The organism is Mesorhizobium sp. WSM4809 (genome assembly GCF_055811655.1).
The window spans coordinates 46784-61077 of sequence record NZ_JBVVQW010000025.1 but is presented as its reverse complement, the minus strand read 5'-3'; the positions used below and the strand labels follow the sequence as shown (position 1 = coordinate 61077).

The 14294-nt window shown below is 62.7% G+C and carries 15 protein-coding genes; 10 read left to right on the top strand and 5 right to left on the bottom strand.

Going from position 1 to position 14294, the window contains the following annotated elements; translation table 11 throughout:
• Nucleotides 1–198: 198 nt before the first annotated feature.
• The 6 genes from pbpC (at nucleotide 199) to AC0L24_RS31610 (ending at nucleotide 7299) form a co-directional block, all read left to right on the top strand.
• The gene (pbpC, locus tag AC0L24_RS31635) at nucleotides 199–2289 is read left to right on the top strand and encodes a penicillin-binding protein 1C (RefSeq protein ID WP_473564793.1); all 2091 of its coding nucleotides are present in this window, start codon (nucleotides 199–201) and stop codon (nucleotides 2287–2289) included.
• Between the two features lie 201 nt (nucleotides 2290–2490).
• Complete coding sequence (locus tag AC0L24_RS31630) at nucleotides 2491–3249, top strand: M15 family metallopeptidase (protein ID WP_473564792.1); 759 nt, start codon at nucleotides 2491–2493, stop codon at nucleotides 3247–3249.
• A 220-nt stretch (nucleotides 3250–3469) separates the two neighbouring features.
• Nucleotides 3470–4495: a sulfate ABC transporter substrate-binding protein gene (locus AC0L24_RS31625; RefSeq protein ID WP_127271865.1), complete on the top strand. Its 1026-nt coding sequence runs from the start codon at nucleotides 3470–3472 to the stop codon at nucleotides 4493–4495.
• A gap of 21 nt (nucleotides 4496–4516) precedes the next feature.
• Nucleotides 4517–5368, top strand: coding sequence for a sulfate ABC transporter permease subunit CysT (gene cysT / locus AC0L24_RS31620; protein WP_013530875.1), 852 nt, complete (start codon nucleotides 4517–4519; stop codon nucleotides 5366–5368).
• A complete protein-coding gene (gene cysW / locus AC0L24_RS31615; protein ID WP_473564791.1) occupies nucleotides 5361–6245 on the top strand; it encodes a sulfate ABC transporter permease subunit CysW in 885 nt (294 codons plus the stop codon). The genes cysT and cysW overlap by 8 nt, the downstream gene beginning before the upstream one ends.
• A gap of 13 nt (nucleotides 6246–6258) precedes the next feature.
• Entirely contained in the window at nucleotides 6259–7299 is a 1041-nt protein-coding gene (locus AC0L24_RS31610; RefSeq protein ID WP_127381770.1) for a sulfate/molybdate ABC transporter ATP-binding protein, read from the top strand.
• Nucleotides 7300–7314: 15 nt separating this feature from the next.
• On the opposite strand, the gene AC0L24_RS31605 is transcribed toward AC0L24_RS31610, so the two are convergent.
• Both AC0L24_RS31605 and AC0L24_RS31600 read right to left on the bottom strand, forming a co-directional pair.
• Complete coding sequence (locus tag AC0L24_RS31605; protein ID WP_127809945.1) at nucleotides 7315–7713, bottom strand: type II toxin-antitoxin system VapC family toxin; 399 nt, start codon at nucleotides 7711–7713, stop codon at nucleotides 7315–7317.
• Nucleotides 7714–7986, bottom strand: coding sequence for an antitoxin (locus AC0L24_RS31600; RefSeq protein ID WP_127271402.1), 273 nt, complete (start codon nucleotides 7984–7986; stop codon nucleotides 7714–7716). It abuts the gene before it with no gap.
• 227 nt (nucleotides 7987–8213) lie between these two features.
• Here AC0L24_RS31600 and AC0L24_RS31595 point away from each other — a divergent pair, with 227 nt between their 5' ends.
• Complete coding sequence (locus tag AC0L24_RS31595) at nucleotides 8214–9200, top strand: sulfate ABC transporter substrate-binding protein (protein WP_127271870.1); 987 nt, start codon at nucleotides 8214–8216, stop codon at nucleotides 9198–9200.
• A 257-nt stretch (nucleotides 9201–9457) separates the two neighbouring features.
• Nucleotides 9458–9907 carry an RrF2 family transcriptional regulator gene (locus tag AC0L24_RS31590; RefSeq protein WP_013530871.1) on the top strand — a complete coding sequence of 150 codons (450 nt, stop codon included), beginning with the start codon at nucleotides 9458–9460 and terminating at the stop codon, nucleotides 9905–9907.
• A 116-nt stretch (nucleotides 9908–10023) separates the two neighbouring features.
• Here AC0L24_RS31590 and AC0L24_RS31585 read toward each other — a convergent pair whose 3' ends face one another.
• Both AC0L24_RS31585 and AC0L24_RS31580 read right to left on the bottom strand, forming a co-directional pair.
• Entirely contained in the window at nucleotides 10024–10893 is an 870-nt protein-coding gene (locus AC0L24_RS31585) for an NmrA family NAD(P)-binding protein (protein WP_292336996.1), read from the bottom strand.
• 43 nt (nucleotides 10894–10936) lie between these two features.
• Nucleotides 10937–11359 carry a DoxX family protein gene (locus AC0L24_RS31580; protein ID WP_292336997.1) on the bottom strand — a complete coding sequence of 141 codons (423 nt, stop codon included), beginning with the start codon at nucleotides 11357–11359 and terminating at the stop codon, nucleotides 10937–10939.
• 119 nt (nucleotides 11360–11478) lie between these two features.
• On the opposite strand from AC0L24_RS31580, the gene AC0L24_RS31575 reads away from it, so the two are divergent.
• Both AC0L24_RS31575 and AC0L24_RS31570 read left to right on the top strand, forming a co-directional pair.
• Nucleotides 11479–12384, top strand: a complete 906-nt coding sequence (locus tag AC0L24_RS31575) for a LysR family transcriptional regulator (RefSeq protein ID WP_127295468.1) — start codon at nucleotides 11479–11481, stop codon at nucleotides 12382–12384.
• Between the two features lie 218 nt (nucleotides 12385–12602).
• On the top strand, nucleotides 12603–13754 hold the full coding sequence (locus AC0L24_RS31570) for a hypothetical protein (protein WP_473564790.1): 1152 nt from the start codon (nucleotides 12603–12605) through the stop codon (nucleotides 13752–13754).
• Here AC0L24_RS31570 and AC0L24_RS31565 read toward each other — a convergent pair.
• The gene (locus AC0L24_RS31565; protein ID WP_127809940.1) at nucleotides 13749–14294 is read right to left on the bottom strand and encodes a gluconokinase; all 546 of its coding nucleotides are present in this window, start codon (nucleotides 14292–14294) and stop codon (nucleotides 13749–13751) included. The two genes, AC0L24_RS31570 and AC0L24_RS31565, sit on opposite strands and share 6 nt — an antisense overlap.

Below are 14294 nucleotides of genomic sequence, written 5' to 3'. Positions count from 1 at the left end.
CGCGAACCCATCATAAGGGGGAAAACTGTTACCTATGTATCCGGTTCAAACTGTTACCCATCTATCGGCTGGACAGCCTGCAACAAAGCTTTCGCCAACTTTGAACTTTGCGGGAAAAGCGCCAACGGCCATGACAGCACCCTTCTCCCCGTCACTATACGGGGAGAAGGTGGCGGCAGCCGGATGAGGGGCGGCGCCATGCTTTCCAAGAAGTTCCTTCGTCGCACGGCCGTTGCAGGAGCCTCCCTCATTGGACTCACCGCAATTGCCGCCACCACCCTCTGGGCGCTCGACCGTGCCTTCCCACCCCCGCTTCCAGCCGAACTCACGGTCTCCACCGAAGTCCAGGACCGCGACGGCGAATTGTTGCGCGCCTTCGCCACGCCGGACGGCTACTGGCGGCTCGAAACCCGCCTCGACCAGGTCGACAAGCAGTTCGTCGACATGCTGGTCACCTACGAAGACAAGCGTTTCTGGGACCATGAAGGTGTCGACGTGCTGGCGCTGGCCCGCGCCGCCGGCCAGTTCGCCACCAGCGGCCGCATCGTCTCCGGCGGCTCGACGCTTTCGATGCAGCTTGCCCGGCTGATCGAGCCGCGCGAAAGCCGCAGCCTCGGCTCCAAGGTCAAGCAGATGCTGCGCGCCATCCAGATAGAGCGGCGGCTGTCGAAACGCGAGATCCTCGAACGCTACCTGACGCTGGCGCCTTATGGCGGCAATCTGGAAGGCGTGCGCGCCGCCTCGCTCGCCTATTTCGGCAAGGAGCCGAAACGGCTCACCGTTTCCGAGGCCGCCCTGCTCGTCGCTCTGCCGCAACTGCCGGAAAAGCGCCGGCCCGACCGCAATTTGAAGATCGCCCACGCCGCCCGCGACCGGGTGCTGACCCGAATGGTCTCCTCCCGCCTGCTCGGCGAGCGCGAGGCCGCACGGGCCGCCCTCGACGATGTCTCGGACCTGCGCCGCACGCTGCCGGCGCTCGCCGCGCACGCCGCCTATGCGATGTTGCCCAAGGCCGTCCCCGGCCAGCCCTTGCAGCTGACGATCCGCAAGAGCGTCCAGGAGGGGCTGGAACAGGTGGCGAGGGACGCGGCCACCAAGCTCGGCCCCCGCCTCTCGGTCGCCATGGTGCTGGCCGACTCCCGCACCGGCGACATCCTTGGTGAAGTCGGCTCGGCCAATTTCTTCGACGCCAGCCGCTCCGGCTGGATCGATATGACAAAGATCGTCCGCTCGCCCGGCTCGACGCTGAAGCCCTTCATCTACGGCCTGGCCTTCGAACAGGGCCTGGTGGTGCAGGAAACGCTGATCGACGACAGCCCCGTCGATTTCTCCGGCTACCGGCCGAAGAATTTCGATATGGGCTACCAGGGCGATGTCAGCATCCGGCAAGCGCTGCAATTGTCGCTCAATGTGCCGGCGATCCGCGTGCTCGACGCGGTCGGGCCAACGCGGCTGATGGCGCGCTTCCGCCAGGCCGGCGTCAGCCCCATACTGCCGGTCAACGAAGCCCCGGGCCTGGCCATCGGTCTGGGCGGCGTCGGGGTGACATTGCGCGACCTCGTCCAGCTCTACACAGGGCTCGCCAATGGCGGCAAGACGCACACGCTGCATGACGGCACCGAGCCTGCCGATGCCGAGCGCACCAGCGCCACCATCCTCGACGGTCAGGCCAACTGGCAGATCATCGACATATTGTCAGGCGTCAAGCCGCCCGAGGGGGCCTTGCAGCGCGGCATCGCCTACAAGACCGGCACGTCCTACGGATACCGCGACGCCTGGTCGGTCGGCTTCGACGGCCGCTACGTGCTGGGCGTCTGGGTCGGCCGCCCCGATGCCGGCGCGGTGCCCGGCCTTTCCGGCTATGTCTCGGCCGCTCCCATCCTGTTCGAGGGTTTTGTCCGCTCGGGCCTCGCCACCGTCCCCTTGCCGGGCAAACCGCCCGGCATGTTCAGCCCCAGACGCGAGGACCTGCCGGTGACGCTCGCCCGCTTCGGCGCCGGGTCGGATGGCCTGGTGCAGGCGACGGTGAGCGAACCCGCACCGACCATCATCTTCCCGCCTGACGGCGCCCGCGTCGATCTCGGCACCAATTCGGCCGACGCCTCGCCACTGGTGCTGAAGCTGCAAGGCGGCCGTGCGCCGTTCCGCTGGCTCGCCAACGGCAAGCCGCTGGCAGGCATCGATCGTCGCCGCACCGCGACCTGGCAGCCCGACGGCGCCGGCTATTCGACGCTGACCGTCATCGACGCCGCAGGGCGTGCGGCGAGTGTGAAGGTGTTTGTCGAATAGACGGCTGCAAGCGATTCATAGGCTTAGCTTTCCAAGGCAGAGGATAGCAGACACTTGCCCATGGTTGTTCCAAGGCACCCCCCTCTGCCCTGCCGGGCATCTCCCCCTCAAGGTGGGAGATCGGATTTCCTTTCCGCTTTCGCCAATCGTCAAAGACAGGGCGCAACGGCAAAGCTGCCAATCTCCCCCCTTGAGGGGGAGATGCCCGGCAGGGCAGAGGGGGGTGCCTCGCGCAATCCGTTCTTGTCGGCAGCCTCGGCACTGGCAGCAACAGTCCTTGTCGCGGCAACCACCCTCCCCGCTTTGGCCGATGCCCTGCCCGCCGGCTTCGTCCGGCTCGCCGATGTCGATCCCTCGATCCGCCAGGACATACGCTACGCCGGATCGGACAATTTTCTGCATCGCAAGGTGGACGGCTATGACGCCCCGGCCTGCATCCTCACCGAGCAGGCGGCAAAGGCACTGTCCGCCGTCCAGAAAACGATCGCCGCCAAAGGCCTGACCCTGGTGTTGTTCGATTGCTACCGCCCTGCCCGCGCCGTCGCCGACATGAATGAATGGACGCGCGATGGCGGGTCGCCCGATCCACAATGGTATCCGAAGGTCAGGCGCAGTGAGCTGATCGCCAAGGGTTATGTCGGAGAACTATCGACCCATTCACGTGGCTCGACCGTCGATGTCGCCGTCGCCCGGACGGACCGCAGGTCCAGCCCGAACCAGGCCTGCGGCGCGGGCGATGCCGACACGCTCGATTTCGGCACCGGTTTCGACTGCTTTGATCCGATGAGCGAAACCGCCCACCGCGGCCTTGCCAGTGAAGCGGCGGCAAACCGCAAGATGCTTGTCGACGCCATGCGCGCCGGCGGCTTCAAGAACTATGCAAGGGAATGGTGGCACTTCACGCTGAAAAGCGAACCGTTCGCCAGACAGCGTTTCGACTTTCCCATCACCGCAGATTGATCCACCCGACCAAATTCCACACCTTGCCTCGGCACCGCCCCTTGCTAGATAGGCTGAGTGGCCGGGCCATGGATTCTTCCTTAGGCCGCAAGAGGAAAATATTTCTCCTAACGGCGAAATAGCGTCGAACATTTTCTCAAGAGGGGCAAAAAAGGCAACATTGAATGCATCTAATTTCTACCAATTCGGTAGATTTGGCGCGGGTTCAACGGAGGCAGAAATGACCAAACCTCATTTCAGGAAACTGCTCGGCGCACTGGTCGCCACATCTGTCCAGTTCGGCACGCTCGGTTTCGCGTTTGCCGATACCACCATTCTCAACGTGTCCTACGATCCGACACGCGAGCTCTACAAGGCCTATGACGAAGCTTTCGTCGCGCATTGGAAGGCCGAGACCGGAGAGACCGTCACCGTCCAGCAGTCGCATGGCGGATCGGGCGCCCAGGCCCGCGCCGTGATCGACGGCCTCGACGCCGATGTGGTGACGCTGGCACTTGAAGGCGACATCAACGCCATCGTCTCGAAGGCGAAGAAGATCAATCCGGACTGGCGCACCAAATTCGAAAACAATTCAGCGCCTTACACCTCGACCATCATCTTCCTCGTCCGCAAGGGCAATCCCAAAGGCATTCACGACTGGAGCGACCTCGTCAAGGACGGTGTCCAGGTGATTACGCCCAATCCCAAAACCTCCGGCGGCGCGCGCTGGAACTATCTCGCCGCCTGGGCCTACGCCAACGCCAATGACGGCGGCGACGAGGCCAAGACCAAGGAATTCGTCGGCAAGCTCTACGCCAATGCTCCGGTGCTCGACACCGGCGCGCGCGGCTCGACCGTGACCTTCGCGCAAAAGGGTCTTGGCGATGTGCTTATCGCCTGGGAAAACGAGGCCTATCTGGCGCTCGACGAGTTCGGTGCCGATAATTTCGACATCGTCTACCCGCCGACCTCCATCCTGGCAGAACCGCCGGTGGCGGTGGTCGACGCCAATGTCGATGCCAAGGGCACGCGCAAGGTCGCCGAAGCCTATCTGAGCTGGCTCTATTCCAAAGAAGCGCAGACGATCATCGCCAAGAACCATTATCGTCCTGCCAAGCCCGATCTGGTGCCGGCCGAGGACCTCGCCAAGCTGCCGCCGATCAAGCTCGTAACCATCGACGATCCACAGTTTGGTGGCTGGAAAAAAGCACAGCCTTATCATTTCGGCGATGGTGGTATATTCGACCAGATCTACAAGCCCCAGTAAGCAGTCGATATTCAGGACGACATGACCACAGCACCCGCCCAGGCGGGGTGGCGATTCAGGCAGCCGAGCGTAATTCCGGGTTTCGGATTGACGCTCGGCTTCTCGCTTGCCTACCTCACCCTCATCATCCTCATCCCGCTATCCGGGCTGCTCTGGCGCTCGGCCGCCCTTGGCTGGCCTGAATTCTGGGCGATCGCCACCGATCGCCGCACCATCAATGCGCTGAGAATCAGCTTCGGCACCGCCTTCGTCGCGGCTGCGGTCAACGTCGTCTTCGGCACGCTGGTCGCATGGGTGCTGGTGCGCTACCGTTTCCCCGGCCGCCGCATCGTCGATGCCATGGTCGACCTGCCCTTCGCCCTGCCGACGGCTGTGGCCGGCATCGCGCTGACCACGCTCTACGCGCCGAACGGCTGGATCGGCAAATTGCTGATGCCGCTCGGCATCAAGGTCGCCTATACGCCGCTCGGTATCGTCATCGCGCTGATCTTCATCGGGCTGCCCTTCGTCGTGCGCACCGTGCAGCCGATCATGGAGGAGATCGACAAGGAAGTGGAGGAAGCCGCCGCCACGCTTGGCGCCAATCGCTTCCAGATCATCACCCGCATCCTGTTTCCGGGCCTGGCGCCGGCCATCGTCACCGGCTTCGCCCTCGCCTTCGCGCGTGGCGTCGGCGAATACGGCTCGGTCATCTTCATCGCCGGCAACTTGCCCTACAAATCAGAAATCGCACCCCTGCTGATCGTCATTCGGTTGGAGGAATACAATTATCCGGCGGCGACAGCGATCGCGGCGATCATGCTCGCTCTGTCGTTCATCATGCTTTTGGTCGTCAATCTCGCACAGTCATGGAGCCGCAAGCGCTATGGCTGACCCGGAGATCAAATCCTACGAACCGCATCATGAAAGCCAGTCGGCGGCGGTCACGGAAAGCCGCCCTGCGCGCCTGGCTCTGATGGCCGTCGCCTTCGCCTTCCTCAGCATTTTCCTGCTCTTGCCGCTGATCATCGTCTTCAACGAAGCCTTCGCCAAGGGCATCGGTGCCTACACCGAAGCGCTCAGCAGTGCCGACACGCGCTCGGCGATCCGGCTGACGCTGCTGGTGGCGGCGATCTCGGTGCCGCTCAACATCGTCTTCGGCATCTCCGCCGCCTGGGCGATCGCCAAGTTCGAGTTCAAGGGCAAGGCCTTCCTGACCACGCTGATCGACCTCCCCTTCTCGGTCTCGCCGGTCATATCAGGCCTCGTTTATGTGCTTCTGTTCGGCGCCCAGGGGCTGCTCGGCACCTGGCTGAAAGCGCATGGCATCGTTATCCTGTTTGCCGTGCCGGGCATCGTGCTGGCCACAATCTTCGTCACCTTCCCCTTCGTCGCCCGCGAGTTGATCCCGCTGATGCAGGAGCAAGGCAATGGCGACGAGGAGGCAGCGCTTTCGCTCGGCGCCAATGGCTGGCAGACCTTCTGGTACGTGACCTTGCCCAACGTCAAATGGGGGCTGCTCTACGGCGTGCTCCTGTGCAATGCGCGTGCCATGGGCGAGTTCGGCGCGGTATCGGTGGTGTCGGGCCACATACGCGGCCTGACCAACACCATGCCGCTGCATGTCGAAATCCTCTACAACGAGTACAACGCCGTCGGTGCCTTCGCCGTCGCTTCATTGCTTGCGGGCCTGGCGCTCGTCACGCTGGTCTTGAAAACACTTCTCGAGATGCGCTACGGCGCCGAGATCGCCGCGACACGCGGGCACTGACAAAGGGACCACTATGGAAGTTCGCGTTGCCAACGTGCGCAAGGAGTTTGACCGGTTTCCGGCGCTTCACGACGTGTCGCTCGACATCAAGTCGGGCGAACTGATCGCGTTGCTGGGACCGTCCGGTTCCGGCAAGACGACGCTGCTCAGGCTGATTGCCGGGCTGGAGCGGCCGACACGGGGAAAGATATTCTTCGGCGACGAGGACGCCTCGCACAAGTCCATCCAGGAGCGCAATGTCGGCTTTGTCTTCCAGCACTATGCGCTGTTCCGGCACATGACGGTGGCGGACAATATCGGCTTCGGCCTGAAGGTCCGGCACGGACCGTCGCGCCCGCCGGCGCAGGAGATCCGCCGTCGCGCCTCCGAGCTTCTGGACCTCGTCCAGCTTTCAGGACTCGAAAAGCGCTATCCGGCGCAGCTCTCCGGCGGCCAGAGGCAGCGCGTGGCGCTAGCCCGCGCCATGGCGATCGAGCCCAAGGTGCTGCTGCTCGACGAGCCGTTCGGCGCGCTTGACGCGCAAGTGCGCCGGGAATTGCGCCGCTGGCTGCGCGAAATCCATGACGCCACCGGCCACACCACCGTCTTCGTCACCCACGACCAGGAAGAGGCGCTGGAGCTTGCCGACCGCGTCGTCGTGATGAGCCAGGGCCGCATCGAGCAGGTCGGCACCGCCGACGATATCTACGACACGCCGAACTCGCCCTTCGTCTACGGCTTCATCGGTGAATCGAGCTCGCTTCCCGTCAAGGTCGAGAATGGCGAAATCTGGCTCGCCGACCGTCCGATCGGGCTTGCCGCGCCCAACGAGCCCTCGGGCGATGCGACGCTCTACTTCCGCCCGCACGATGTCGAATTGCTGGACGGCTGCAGCGGCTGCATCGCCGGCACGGTCGCCGCCAGCCGGCGCGTCGCCGGCACGCGCCGGGTCGAGCTTGAGATCGGCGGAGAGCGCCAGCGGGTCGAAATCGAACTGCCGGTCGATCACCCCGCGGCGCAGAAAAGCCGGGTGGCGTTCCGCCCCGGACGCTGGAAGCTTTTTCCGGCGGCTTGATCCTCTGGTCTATGGCTACGCCAGCCAGTTCTCGACCTTCAGGCCCCTGATCCGGTTGAACTCTCCCGTGTTGGCGGTCACCAGCGTGGTGCCCAATGCACAGGCATGAGCGGCGATAAAAAGATCGTTGTGGCCAATGGTCTGGCCCGCGGCTTCAAGCTCGGCGCGAAGTCCGCCATACTCGGCATCCACCGGCACATCGAGCGGCAAGACAGGAATCTCGGCCAGCAAGTCTTCAACCTTCTTGAACAGCTTGGCCGATCCCTTCTTGGCGCAGCCATATCGCAATTCCGAGGCGACCACGATGCTGGTGCAAACGGCGTCATCTCCCTCGCGCGACATTGCCCTCGCGGCCTTGCCAGCCGGGTTTCGGATCATGTCGCTGATAATGTTCGTATCCAGCATGAACCGCATCTAGAAAATGTCCTCGGATTTGACTGGCGTGTCGTAGATCTCGGGGAAGTCATCTTCAGGATCGAGCGGCGGCTCTTTCGCCCACTGGGCGAGCAACGCGGTGAGGCCAGGTTTGCGAACCGGCTCGATGACAAGACGATCGCCTTCCCGGCTGATCAGGACTTTTTCGCCGGGAAGCTCGAACTCGACAGGAATGCGCACCGCCTGGCTGCGGTTGTTGCGAAACAGCTTCGCCTCCTTGGGCGGCGTTGTTGAATGTCGGCTCTGGGGCATGTGCAGCTCTTTTGTATATGCCTTTTGTATATGCCATGCAGCGCCGCAAAACAAGGCGCAGAAAAACTCCGACGAAGGTAGCATTCTCCTGGAACAGAATTCCAACATTCATCGACTTAGGCGACATATTTTCCTACGATGAGGCCACGAACCTACGGCGCATGCCTCGTCGCACACCACGCACCCCGGCTATGGTCCCACCATAAATTGCATCGGAGCCTGTTTTCATGAGACGATTTTTCCTCGGGCTTGCCACCGTCGCAGGCCTGTTCCTTGCATCCTCCCAAGCCTGGTCGGCCGACAAACTGCTCAATGCGTCCTATGACGTCGGCCGCGAACTGTTCGTGCAGGTGAACAAGGCCTTCATCGCGCAGCATCCGGGCGTCACGGTCGATCAGTCGCATGCCGGCACTTCGGCGCAGGCGCGTGCCATCGCCGAGGGCCTTGGCGCCGATGTCGTTACCTTCAACCAGGTCACCGACATCGACTTCCTGGTCAAGAAGGACCTCGTCTCGGCCGACTGGCAAAAGGATTTTCCCGACAACGCCTCGCCCTTCTATTCGCTGCCGTCCTTCCTTGTCCGCGCGGGCAATCCCAAGCATATCAAGGACTGGAACGATCTCGTGCGCGACGACGTGCAGGTGATTTTCCCAAATCCGAAAACCTCCGGCAATGCGCGCTACACCTATCTGGCGGCCACCGCCTACGCCAAGGAAGCCTTCAAGGGCGACGAGGCCAAGGTGAAGGAGTTCATCACCAAGCTTTTCAACAACGTGCCGATTTTCGACACCGGCGGCCGCGCCGCGACCACCACCTTCGTGCAGCGCGAGATCGGTGATGTGCTGATCACCTTCGAGTCGGAGACGCGCGGCATCCGCAAGGAGTATGGCGACGGCAAATTCGAGCAGGTCACTCCGACGGTCAGCCTGCTGGCCGAATTCCCCGTCGCGATCGTCGACAAGGTTGCCGACGAGCACGGCACGCGCGATCTGGCCAAGACCTATCTCGACTTCCTCTACACGCCGGAGGGCCAGGACATCGCCGCCCGCAACGGCCTCAGAGCCCGCGACGCCGCTGTGGCGGCAAAATACAAGGCCGATTTCCCCGATATCCGGCTGCTGACGGTGGAAGACGTCTTCGGCGGCTGGGACAAAGTGCAGAAAGAGCATTTCGCCGCTGGCGGCCTGCTCGACCAGACCTACGGCAGCCGCTGAAGGCCGCGATATCTGCGCAGTTGACGGAAAAGCCGGCGCCCTGCCGGCTTTTTTCGTTTTGAACGCCGAAAACCTGGTTATCAGCGGAATATCCGCCTTCTCAGTGCAAAACGTTACAAAGAATCAACGCGTTTGTGCCTAACTGCAATCCGGCGGCTTGTTTTCGCGAAACATCATCGCGCGGCGAAAACGTCATTATTTGCACACAAACAGTCGCCAGATGCGAGTGGTTGGGGCTTCAATGGGTTGATCTGGGCATGCTGACGAAAAAAGGCAAATACGGCCTCAAGGCCCTAGTGCATCTGTCCGGCCTGCCGGCCGGCCAATTGGCTTTCGTCAATGACATCGCGGTGGCCAACAACATCCCGAAGAAATTCCTCGATGCCATCCTTGGCGAGTTGCGCAATGCCGGCTTCGTTCAGAGCCGCAAGGGCAAGGAAGGCGGCTATCGCCTCGCCCGGCCGGCCTCCGAAATCAAGATCGGCCACGTCGTGCGCGTGCTTGATGGGCCGCTGGCGCCGATCCCTTGCGCCAGCCGCACGCAGTATCAGCGCTGCGAGGATTGCGACGAGGCGACCTGCCAGGTCCGCCACATGATGCTGGAGGTGCGGCAGGCGATCGCCGAAGTGCTGGACAATCGCAGCCTTGCCGCCATGCGCGACGCCGACAATGACGATTTCCCGGTTGAACTGACGTCGCAGATATAAACCACTGCAAGCTGACCGCGCTCAGACAGATGTGAGATTCGTGCGTTGAAGGAGGGAGTTCTCCGAATCTCGGGTTTCGAAGCTCGAAATCACGGAAAACCCCATGCAGTTTTGGCCTACCCGTTCACATTTGACGCAGCCTCGAATACAGCGCGTGCGGACGTCGTACCCGCTACATGCTCCGTACCCGCCACACCGAGGTCCATCCATCCTGCATTCACGGCCTCGTACATTTCTTCGGCAGGTCCGCTGTGGCCCCTCGGGATGCCGAATTGTTCGAGCGCTTCCGCCCACCCTGCACGCGGGATTGCAAAGGCTTTCACGTCGAGGTTCAGGACTTCACCCAACTGCTCCGCGACTTCATCCGCGCTGACCATCGAACCAAGCTCGACGATGCGCTGCCCTGACCACGTTGGCCCGGTCAAAAGCGTTGCGAATTCCGCGCCGATGTCGTTCGTCGCGACCATGGTCGATTTCCGGTTTGTCGGATTGTAGAAAGCCGGCAGCGTTCCGCCCTGCGCGACCTGCAACCCGAAAAGAAAATTCTCGAAGAATCCGCCTGCGCGCACAAAAGCAACTGGCGATCTCAGGTCGCGAAAACCTTGCTCCAGAAGGGACAAGGCCGCGATCACCCCGTGCCCGCTGGTTCTGTTCGCGCCCATCGACGAAAGCGCAACCACTCGCGGCGGCGCTGCCTTGGTGAGCGCCTCGACATAGCTTGCAATGACGCCCTTTGCTTCCTTGTAATCGGGCGAAGGCGCCCAGACAGGAGGCAGCATGACGAACGCGCCTTCGACGCCTTCGAGCGCCCGCTCGATGGTTGCCGAATCATTCCAATCGCCGTCAACCAGCTCCACGCCCCGGTTCGCCCAGCTCAACGCTTTCTCGCGGTCGCGGACCAGCGCGCGCACCTTTTTGCCTAGCGCTAGCAAATGCCTTGCCGTCGCGCCGCCCACGTTTCCGGTGATTCCCATTACTAAGAACATGTGTTTTCTCCTGATGTTGAGGGACAGAACTGCCCCTGTTGGTTCAATGGATGAGCGGCAGAATGGCCCGGATACGGGGATCGCGCAGATAGAGGCCGCCCCAGGTCATCGCGCCCAGAAGCAGGGAAATGATTTCCGGCGGCGATCCCAACTCACCGATGCGGAGATGGGCGCAGATGGCACCTCCCAAAAAGCCCGTCACCAGGATCGCGCCGAGGACGGCGGTGACCGGGATGGCGTAGAGGATGGCGCAGGCGAGGATGATCGGACCCACGACGCGCGTCAGATCCATCGCGAACCCGGTTTCCTGCAACATGCTCGCGACCCGTGCCGGCGCGAAAAGCTGAACAGTGCCGTCTGCCATCAAAGCGATAACGACAAACGCGCTCATTATCCGGCCGGCCCACAGGGCGCGATGCAAGGTCATAGTTCCCGGTGTCTGATGCAGGTTCACAGTTTCGGACACTTGTCATTCTCCGATGGGGAGATCCCATATTCGAAGCTTACTGTGCCCCGCAGGTGTGATAAACACCGATGAAATGAACCGACTGTTCTCTTTTTGGGGAACAATACCGGGGCACGAAAATGCAAAATCTCGAACCCATCCTCATTTTCATAACGGTAGCGGAAATGGGGAGCTTCACCCGCGCAGCCGACAGCCTGGGCATCCAAAAGGGGAGAGCCTCAACGGCGGTCCGGAAGCTGGAAGAAGATCTCGGTGTCAGGCTCCTGCACCGGACGACGCGCAGCGTGCGGTTGACGGAAGACGGACGCGCATTTCATGCCCGTGCCCGCGATCTGCTTGCTGAAGTCGATGATCTGCACTCGATGTTCGCAGGCGATCGCGTGGCGCTTCGCGGGCGTTTGCGGGTCGACCTTCCGACCGAAGTGGCGCGCACAACGATCGTGCCGGCCTTGCCGGATTTCATGGCGGCGCACCCCGAATTGGAGCTGGAGGTGTCGAGTACGGATCGGCAAGTCGATCTGGTTCAAGAGGGGTTCGATTGTGTATTGCGGCTTGGACCCATTCGGGACGAGACGCTGATTGCCCGCCCGTTGGGCCTGTTGCGCATGGCCAACGCTGCCAGCCCCGCCTATCTGGCGCGCCATGGCGTCCCTCGGTCGCTGGAAGATCTCCAGCGTCAGGAACATAGGACAATTCACTTTTCGACGGTGCTGGGCGCGAGACCCTATGGATGGGAATATCCGGACGGCGACAGCTACGCGACGCTTCAGTTGCCAGGTGCGCTGCACGTCAACAGCGCGCAGACCTACGAAGCCGCCGCCCTCGCCGGCCTTGGTGTGATTCAGGCGCCACTTTTGGGCATTGGCCGATACTTGGAGAGTGGAGCGCTTGTCGAGATCATACCCGATTTTCGTCGACGGGCGCTCGCCGTATCCCTCGTCGTTGCACATCGGAGCAATCTGTCGCGCCGAGTCCGCGCATTCATGAAATGGATCGAAGATGTGCTGACGCCGTATATGGAATAGCGACTGCCGGTCAGCGATAAGCGGTCCGGCGTCGCGGGCGCCAGCTCGCGTTGCACGAAAGAGCTGATAATCCTCTTGTGTCGGATGCCGATGACGTAAGCAACGCGCCTGGCCCAGATATAGGGCAAGCGGAATTTGCAGAAATCTTGAGCGCGGACATGACCTTGCACGTCCCAAGCCGACGCAGTAAAGCGGGGGTCGAAGAACGGGCTGGACCGATGAGGCTGTGGTGGTTCGCAAAATCCCGCAAGGCCGCCCGCAAGCTGCCATCGGCAGCCAGTTTCCGCACTGAAATCATCGCCGACGTCTTCGTCCCGGAACGGGCGGAGGACGTGCGCTTCTTCAGCCGCAAGCTGGTTCACCCCGGCCGGCTTCGCCGCTTTTCCAACAAGGACCTTCGGGAAGGCCTGCTGTCCGTCTTCTATCTCGTGGTGGCAGCGGCGCTGCCGGTGCGCTGGTGGGCGCCGATCTGCGGCCGCATATCGAGGTTTCGCCTGAAGCGCCATATGCGCAAGGAATTCCCGGCCTACGCGGCCGCGACACGCGCGGTGCTTGGCGATGGCATCGATACACGCAAGCTGTTCGAGGGATTGCTGGCGGCGCGCCATCGGCGCCGCCTGCAACTTGCCGCACATCTGGTGGCTGGCCGCTGGTCGCCGACGATCCGGCTGGAGGGACTGGAGGGGCTGCGGTCGGCCTTGCAGCGCGGCCACGGCGCCATCCTCTGGTGCGATCAATTCACCGCCCAGACCATCATCGGCAAGCGCGCGCTATACGAGGCCGGTGTCGAGGCGCATCAGGTGAGCGTCAACACCCACGGTATTTCCGAAAGCGCGTTCGGCCTGCGTTTCCTCAACCCGCCGCTAGTCAATGTCGAAAACCGGTTCCTGAAAAGCCGGGTCGTCTTTGATCGCGACGACGCCTATCAGGTCACCATCCGCATCCAGAAGATCCTGAAGCAGAATGGCGTGGTGACGATGACCAACACCGTCCATGCCGGCACGACTTTCACCGAGGCAGCCATGGGCGAAAGCGGCTGGACGCATCTCGCCTCGGCGCCGGCGAATTTTGCCGCCAGGGGCCGAACCGCCCTGTTTGCCATGTCGACCTTCGAAGTGGTTCCCTTCATTGAGTACCAGGCCGTGCTCAGCCCCGAGTTGACGCCGGAGGCGTCTGTCACCCCGGCAAAGGACACCGCCAGGGATGGCGCCAAGAACATGGCTGTGCAGGCGCACTACATCCTGCTCAAGCGCGACCGCCTGCTGGAAGCGCTGAGGCTCTACCCCGAGCAGATGCTGACGTGGTCCCGCCGGCAGCGGCTGACCGAGGCCCAGGACGGCACCGAAATCGGCACAGATGAAGGCTCATGACCGGCGTATCAGGCGGACCGCGGCAGCGACGAGCTCACCGACCGGGCGTGTGGCATCGAGTGTCGAGGCGCGCTCTTCCGCAGCCGGCGGCTCGAGGATGGCGAACTGGCTGTCGACCAGGCTTGCCGGCATGAAATGGCCCTTGCGGCTGCCGACACGCTGCCTGGCCGTGGCAGGGTCGATCTTCAAATAGAGGAAGACGATTTCCGGGCAGAAGCCGCTCAACCGGTCGCGGTAGCTGCGCTTCAGTGCCGAGCAGGCGGCAATCACGCCCTGTCCGCTGCCCACAGACTCCGCGATGCGCTCGCCGATCGCGTCGAGCCAGCCTTCGCGCAGTTGATCGGTAAGCGGTTCGCCGCTTGCCATGCGTGCGACGTTTTCCGGCGGGTGCAGCCTGTCGCCCTCGATGAAGGTAACGCCCAGCGCGGCCGCCAGCGCAATACCGACGGCCGACTTACCGCAGCCGGCGACGCCCATCACCACGATGGCCGGCACCGAGCCGGGGGCGCTCGTCGGCGCCTGTGCTGCCGCTCCGTCCAC

Bases quoted from the DNA above. Each gene is read 5' to 3' on its own strand.
- cysT (WP_013530875.1), top strand. From the start codon at position 4,517: ATGACCACAGCACCCGCCCAGGCGGGGTGGCGATTCAGGCAGCCGAGC.
- pbpC (WP_473564793.1), top strand. From the start codon at position 199: ATGCTTTCCAAGAAGTTCCTTCGTCGCACGGCCGTTGCAGGAGCCTCC.
- cysW (WP_473564791.1), top strand. From the start codon at position 5,361: ATGGCTGACCCGGAGATCAAATCCTACGAACCGCATCATGAAAGCCAG.
- AC0L24_RS31570 (WP_473564790.1), top strand. From the start codon at position 12,603: ATGAGGCTGTGGTGGTTCGCAAAATCCCGCAAGGCCGCCCGCAAGCTG.
- AC0L24_RS31575 (WP_127295468.1), top strand. From the start codon at position 11,479: ATGCAAAATCTCGAACCCATCCTCATTTTCATAACGGTAGCGGAAATG.
- AC0L24_RS31630 (WP_473564792.1), top strand. From the start codon at position 2,491: ATGCCCGGCAGGGCAGAGGGGGGTGCCTCGCGCAATCCGTTCTTGTCG.
- AC0L24_RS31610 (WP_127381770.1), top strand. From the start codon at position 6,259: ATGGAAGTTCGCGTTGCCAACGTGCGCAAGGAGTTTGACCGGTTTCCG.
- AC0L24_RS31605 (WP_127809945.1), bottom strand. From the start codon at position 7,713: ATGCGGTTCATGCTGGATACGAACATTATCAGCGACATGATCCGAAAC.
- AC0L24_RS31590 (WP_013530871.1), top strand. From the start codon at position 9,458: ATGCTGACGAAAAAAGGCAAATACGGCCTCAAGGCCCTAGTGCATCTG.
- AC0L24_RS31600 (WP_127271402.1), bottom strand. From the start codon at position 7,986: ATGCCCCAGAGCCGACATTCAACAACGCCGCCCAAGGAGGCGAAGCTG.
- AC0L24_RS31585 (WP_292336996.1), bottom strand. From the start codon at position 10,893: ATGTTCTTAGTAATGGGAATCACCGGAAACGTGGGCGGCGCGACGGCA.
- AC0L24_RS31625 (WP_127271865.1), top strand. From the start codon at position 3,470: ATGACCAAACCTCATTTCAGGAAACTGCTCGGCGCACTGGTCGCCACA.
- AC0L24_RS31595 (WP_127271870.1), top strand. From the start codon at position 8,214: ATGAGACGATTTTTCCTCGGGCTTGCCACCGTCGCAGGCCTGTTCCTT.